General features: G+C 46.7%; 4 protein-coding genes. 3 read left to right on the top strand and 1 reads right to left on the bottom strand.

The features are described 5' to 3' along the window. The first annotated feature begins 383 nt into the window (after positions 1-383). On the top strand, positions 384-647 hold the full coding sequence (locus KIV40_RS25690; protein ID WP_285352011.1) for a DNA polymerase III subunit epsilon: 264 nt from the start codon (positions 384-386) through the stop codon (positions 645-647). A 107-nt stretch (positions 648-754) separates the two neighbouring features. On the opposite strand, the gene fadE is transcribed toward KIV40_RS25690, so the two are convergent. Then, a complete protein-coding gene (gene fadE / locus KIV40_RS25695; RefSeq protein ID WP_285352013.1) occupies positions 755-3,199 on the bottom strand; it encodes an acyl-CoA dehydrogenase FadE in 2,445 nt (814 codons plus the stop codon). Positions 3,200-3,557: 358 nt separating this feature from the next. Here fadE and lpcA point away from each other — a divergent pair, with 358 nt between their 5' ends. Further along, positions 3,558-4,133, top strand: coding sequence for a D-sedoheptulose 7-phosphate isomerase (lpcA, locus tag KIV40_RS25700; protein ID WP_285352015.1), 576 nt, complete (start codon positions 3,558-3,560; stop codon positions 4,131-4,133). A 61-nt stretch (positions 4,134-4,194) separates the two neighbouring features. Further along, entirely contained in the window at positions 4,195-5,040 is an 846-nt protein-coding gene (locus tag KIV40_RS25705) for a class II glutamine amidotransferase (protein ID WP_285352016.1), read from the top strand. The last annotated feature ends 224 nt before the right edge of the window (positions 5,041-5,264 follow it).

Here is a 5,264-nt window from a genome sequence, read left to right on the forward strand (position 1 = left end):
CCATAAAGAAACCGGATATACGTGCACTTGTAAACCGCTAACTTAAGCTTCTTGCATTACTAGGGGAGTCCATATACGTTCCTCACTGTTCAGAATGACGGAAATCTAGAAACACTGTGCGTGTAGTAACCTGATTACTCAAAATGAACCGTCATTCTAGCGAGCTCCAGCGAGACTAAGAATCTATTGTTAGCGCGCTGGGGCGTTTGTTTCTTCACCCTCCACAGAGTGCTCGGCAGTAGGTTCGAGTACGCACACACAATCACTTCGCTGTTCTTTTGCATATCTATGCTAGACTCACGCCATCAGCTATATGAATGACTTCTCATTTGTTTACCTGAGGGCAGCAATTGGGCTGCTGTATTCTTATTAAAGGCACAAAAATGAGCAAATTAACTTCAGCTGAACGTAAAGCGCGTGACAACGAACGTTTCTCCCAACGCGTGAGTGAGCGCCGTGAAAAAAGTGAAGATGTCGTTGCGTACGCATTGGCGAACAAAAAAGCGGTGAAGTTCCTGACTAAGTCAGAGAAGAAAGCATTGAACGAACGCAAAGCGACGATTCAAGAAGAACTTAAGCTGAAAGAGCAGGAAGAACTGCGCAGAATTGAACAGTCGTTTATCGTTGAAGACAATAACGAACAATAAACGCTTCTTTGCTAACACCGTGTTGTGCGAAGTAGGGATTCAATAAAAAAAACGGGAGCGTCGGCTCCCGTTTTGCTTTCCTACTTATCGTCTAAGCGATCATTCACTCAAGCGACGTTTTCCATCTGAGGGTAAAGCGGCTTTGCGGCCAATAGTTCTGGCTCAAAATCGTCTACATTGATGGTGTCTAGGCGGTGCTGTTCTGCTTCTCTTAATAGAGCGGCTTCTTCTTGAGTAATCACGCCTTGCTCTAGACCTTCTTGAGCAATCATATCCAAACGTAGGAATGGACGGCGTTTACCTTGCGCTTTGCATACCTTGTCAAACACAGGCTCAGCTTGAAGAATCACAGACAGTGCCAGCTCAATCTTACCTGCTGCGTTGTGTTCTGTTGGTTCTAGGTACTGACCTCGACCAATACGTGAACGTGTTGCACTTGGCGTTTGTAGAATACGAGCGACTTTGCTGTCTAGCTTATCACTTGGCGCTTTGCGTACACGACCGAATGGCATGATTAGCACGCGCAGTGCACGACCAATCACTTTGTTCGGGAAGTTCGCCAGGAACTCATCAATCGCCGCTTCAGTTTGCTTCAAGCTGTCTTGCAAGCCCCAGTGTACTAGTGGCAAATCTTCAACAGGACGACCATCTTGCTCAAAGCGTTTTAGCGTGGCAGAGCCAAGGTATAGTTGGCTTAGAATGTCGCCAAGACGTGCTGACAAACGCTCTTTACGTTTCAACGAACCACCCAGAACAGCCATTGAGATATCCGATAGCAGAGCAAGGTTTGCGCTGTAACGGTTCAATTGTTGGTAGTAACGCTTGGTTGCGTCTTTGGTTGGCGACGTTGAACCGAGACCATCGCTTAGACCAAACCAGATGCTGCGAACGAGGTTACTCATGGTGAAGCTCACGTGACCCGCTAGTGCTCTGTCGAACTTCTCAACGGCATCGCCCGCGTCAGAATATGCTGCGTTCATCTCTTCGAGAACGTAAGGGTGACAACGAATGGCGCCCTGACCGAAGATGATCATTGAACGAGTTAGAATGTTGGCACCTTCTACGGTTACCGCGATTGGTGCGCCTTGGTAACCACGGGCTAGGAAGTTAGAAGGACCCATACAGATACCTTTACCGCCTACGATGTCCATCGCGTCGATGATGCTTTGTTGACCGCGATGCGTACAGTGGTATTTCACGATAGCTGAGATAACCGAAGGTTTTTCACCTAGATCGATACCTGCCACGGTTAAGTTGCTCGCTGCATCCATCACGTAGGCGTTACCACCTAGACGTGCTAATGGCTCTTCCACGCCTTCCATGTGGCCGATAGGTTGTTTGAACTGACGACGAATGCGTGAGTAAGCGCCCGTTGCCATAGCTGCTGTTTTGATGCCACCTGTTGAGTTTGAAGGTAGCGTGATACCACGACCAACCGATAGACACTCAACCAGCATACGCCAGCCCTGGCCTGCCATTTTTTCACCACCGATGATGAAGTCCATCGGTACGAAGATATCTTTACCGCGAGTTGGACCATTTTGGAATGGTACGTTAAGCGGGAAGTGACGGTTACCAATCTCAACGCCTTTAAGGTCAGTTGGGATCAGAGCACAAGTGATACCAAGATCTTCTTGATCACCAAGCAGGCCTTCTGGGTCGCGCAGTTTGAATGCAAGACCAAGTACCGTTGCGACAGGCGCTAGAGTGATGTAGCGCTTATTCCAAGTAAGACGCATCCCAAGGACTTCTTCACCTTGCCATTCGCCTTTACATACCACGCCATAATCTGGGATAGAACCCGCATCGGAACCTGCTTCTGGGCTAGTCAGTGCGAAACATGGGATCTCTTTACCTTCTGCTAGGCGAGGTAGGTAGTAATCTTTTTGTTCTTCAGTACCGTAGTGTTGCAGTAGTTCACCTGGGCCTAATGAGTTAGGTACACCAACGGTTGACGACAGTACGCCAGAAACACCAGTCAGTTTTTGCAGTACTAAAGATTGCGCGTACGCTGAGAATTCTAGGCCACCGTATTTCTTCTTGATGATCATGGCGAAGAATTTGTTGTCTTTCAGGTATTGCCATACTTCTGGTGGTAGATCGGCCAATTCGTGTGTTACTTGGAAATCACTCACCATGGCACACACTTCGTTTACTGGGCCATCTAGGAAGGCTTGCTCTTCTTTGCTCAGCTTAGGCGCTTTGATTGCGTGAAGTTTTTGCCATTCAGGTTTGCCTTTGAATAGTTCGGCTTCCCACCACACTGTACCTGCGTCCAATGCTTCTTTCTCGGTTTGAGACATAGCAGGCAGGACTTTCTTAAACATCACCAGTGCTTTGCGGCTAATGAGGGATTGGCGAATGCCAGAAACCGCGAACACTGCAACGGCAAGAACGTAAAGTGCCCAGCCAATAAAACCAACTGAGCCTGCGATTGTCAGTGCTAGCATGGCAGCTGTTAGCAGGCTGACGGATTTCACGAGTGACATTCTGTGGTAAAGCGTAATGCCTAATACAACTGTCATCGCTACGATTGAGAGCAAGATGTCCATATGTTTTTTCCTTTTCAGACTTTAATTGTGTTGTACGTCTGTATTTTGGTAAGAGGTCTAACCAGTACTGTAAGTGTAATCAAAATATTAAATAAATGTAAATTCTGAGATTGGGCAAAAAGTGATCTAAGTAGAGTTAAAATTCTAAAGTTGAGAGTTGGGTGATGATTTCGTAAGCAAGTTAACAAGTTTATTACCGTGATAAATCCAAATCTGTTGCTTCGCTATCGACACTAATTCTCGTTTGTGGGTAAACTCAGAGTAATGAACTGTCCGGTGTGAATGTCACATCAGAACAATTTGCCAAGCGAGAGGCTCAACCTCACTGCTGTGGCCGAGATAATAAAGAGAACGTCTTATGTACCTAGATCTGATTAGAAGTGAATTAAACGAAGCTGCTGAAGTTCTGAATAAGTTTTTAAGTGATGACCACAACATCGCGCAAATCGAAGCGGCAGCGAAAATGATTGCTGACTCATTCAAGCAAGATGGTAAAGTGTTGTCGTGCGGTAACGGTGGTTCTCACTGTGACTCTATGCACTTTGCAGAAGAGCTAACAGGTCGTTACCGTGAAAACCGCCCAGGTTACGCTGGTATCGCTATTTCAGATCCAAGCCATCTCTCTTGTGTCAGTAACGACTTTGGCTATGATTTCGTATTTTCTCGTTACGTAGAAGCGGTTGGTCGCAAAGGTGACGTTCTGTTTGGTTTGTCGACTTCTGGCAACTCAGGCAACATCCTAAAAGCGATTGAAGCGGCACAAGCGAAAGGCATGAAGACGATCGCGTTAACGGGCAAAGATGGCGGTAAGATGGCCGGTCTTGCAGACATCGAGATCCGAGTACCACATTTTGGCTATGCAGACCGCATTCAAGAAGTGCACATTAAGATCATTCACATCATTATTCAGTTGATCGAAAAAGAGATGGAATAAGATTTACAACTAAGCCAAATACTGGCTTAGTTGTGTTTTAAGGTAAGGAGTTCGTTAAACCATGTGTGAATTGCTCGGCATGAGCGCAAATGTTCCAACAGATATTTGTTTCAGTTTTACAGGATTGATGCAGCGCGGTGGTCGCACTGGCCCGCATCGTGATGGCTGGGGGATTACTTTCTATGAAGGAAAGGGGTTCCGTACTTTCAAAGATCCCAACCCAAGTTGTGACTCTCAGATTGCTGAATTGGTGCAAAACTACCCGATCAAAAGTCGTGCTGTAGTGAGCCATATTCGTCAAGCTAACCGAGGTGGTGTGAATCTCGAAAACACCCATCCGTTTACGCGTGAGCTTTGGGGGCGTTACTGGACATTTGCACACAATGGTCAACTGACCGATTACCAAGATTTGCACACAGGGCGTCATCGTCCAGTGGGTCAAACGGACAGTGAAATGGCGTTTTGCTGGCTCTTAAAGCAGATGGAAGATAAGTTTCCTGAACCTCCTCAGGATATGGAAGCGGTCTTTATCTATGTTGCAAAGTGCTGCGACAAGCTGAAAGAGAAGGGTGTGTTTAACATGCTGCTCAGCGATGGTGAGTTTGTGATGACTTACTGTACCAACCACTTGTACTGGATCACGCGTCGTGCTCCATTTGGTAAGGCCGCGCTGTTGGATGAAGATGTAGAAATCAACTTCCAAGAAGAGACAACACCAAACGATGTGGTTTCTGTGATTGCGACTCAGCCGTTAACGGGGAATGAGACATGGCATCGCATGAAGCCGGGCGAGTACGGCTTGTTCCATGTTGGTGAATTGGTGCTGAATAACGCTGAAGCGCTAGCGGATGTGCCGTTTGCTGAGCCGAAGCCGGGTAACCAAGCGCCGACTGAACCGTTGGAGTGATGGTTTTTGACAATGAACATCTAGATAAATCTCGCTTAATCGCGAGCTTTATTTTTATGCATCTTAAACCGAAGGCGAGTACAGATGAGCATTCTTACTTCTTAGCGTGCTGATAGTAGATTCCTAGTCTCGCCAAGGCTCGCTGGAATGGTGTAAGTGATTGAAGTGAAATTGATTTTTCTTTGCCTACAGCGTCATTCTGAACGGCGAGGAACGTATATGGA

It is taken from the genome of Vibrio sp. D173a (genome assembly GCF_030248475.1).